Origin of the sequence: Vibrio sp. Vb1755 (assembly GCF_033338635.1) — a bacterium.
GTDB classification, from domain to species: Bacteria; Pseudomonadota; Gammaproteobacteria; order Enterobacterales; family Vibrionaceae; genus Vibrio; species Vibrio alginolyticus.
This window is the reverse complement of the sequence record NZ_JAWOTA010000153.1, coordinates 1-1402: the sequence shown is the minus strand read 5'-3', so window position 1 is coordinate 1402 and position 1402 is coordinate 1. Positions and strand designations below refer to the sequence as shown.

The window sequence follows — 1402 nt, the reverse complement described above, 5'->3', positions numbered from 1 at the left end:
CTTCTAGTTAAATGTTAAAAATGTAACAACACCCCAGTAACTTTGATGATTTGACTTGCATTCCTCATTCCTATAAACGGAGGCGCAAACAGGAGCAATGAACTACTTATAAGCACCACTAGTCGGAAGGACATCAATGCAAGCGAGAAAAGTATTTTTAAATACTGAGTCCGACTATACTGTTTGGGTCAACGTGGCTTTGTTGCGTAATTCGATGGAACTAAATCAGGAAGTTACGATCTGATCGGTTACATCAGTTAATCATCGTAGCCTTATGCCGAAACCTCGTTACAAAACAACTAACTGGAAGCAGTACAATAAAGCCTTAATCAACCGTGGTTCTCTGACTTTTTGGATTGATGAGGAAGCGATAGCCGAGTGGAAGCAAAACAAACAAGGCAAGCGTGGTAGACCTCGCCGATTCAGCGACTTAGCCATTACTACCGCACTGATGGTTAAGCGCGTCTTCTCCATGCCATTGAGAGCGCTGCAAGGCTTTCTAGACTCAGTATTTAAGATTGCTAACATCCCGCTAGTTTGTCCGCACTACACCTGTATAAGCCGCCGAGCTAAGGAAGTTGAGGTTTCATTTAAAACCAAAACCAGAGGAGCAATACAACATCTGGCCATTGATGCCACTGGCCTCAAGGTTTATGGCGAAGGTGAATGGAAGGTCAAGAAGCATGGTACTGATGGGAAGCGCAGAGTCTGGCGTAAACTGCATATTGCAGTAGATACAAGCACTCACGAAATAGTCGCAGCAGAGCTGAGCTTATCTAACGTAACCGATGCCGAAGTACTTCCCAACTTGCTTAAGCAGACACGCCGTAAAATCATTGAGATATCAGGCGATGGTGCTTATGACACAAGGAATTGCCATGATGCCATACGGCTCAAGCGAGCTGTTCCGCTCATTCCGCCACGAGAAGGGGCAGCCTTCTGGGAACGAGGACATCCTCGCAACTTAGCAGTGGGTTGCCAGAAGCTCTACGGCTCTAACAAGAAATGGAAAAAGCGGTATGGTTATCATAAGCGCTCGCTCTCAGAGACAGCAATGTATCGGGTAAAACAGTTGTTAGGTGGGAAATTAAGCCTGAGGGACTACAATGCTCAAGTTGGTGAGACTTACGCTATGATCAAAGCGCTGAACAAGCTTACAGGGCTTGGTATGCCTGAAACTCAGTATATTGCTTAATAACTGAACAACTTTGGACTGCCATGTCTTACAACCGAATTAAGCAACAAAGCCTTTCCCAAGCCTCATAGCAACCGCATTCATCACTACAAATTCCGAGTTAGGATCCTAACCGAAAATACACATCGGAATCTGGCTACGATTAGTGCTTCGGTTTCCCTAGCCTCACAGCAACCACATTCATCACTACGTATTCCACGTTAGGAT

Annotated in this window: 1 protein-coding gene; it reads left to right on the top strand. The window is 45.2% G+C overall.

The window, feature by feature from the left end; genetic code table 11:
* Positions 1-274 precede the first annotated feature (274 nt).
* Positions 275-1195 carry an IS5 family transposase gene (locus R7E00_RS23455; RefSeq protein ID WP_318124631.1) on the top strand — a complete coding sequence of 307 codons (921 nt, stop codon included), beginning with the start codon at positions 275-277 and terminating at the stop codon, positions 1193-1195.
* Positions 1196-1402: the final 207 nt, after the last annotated feature.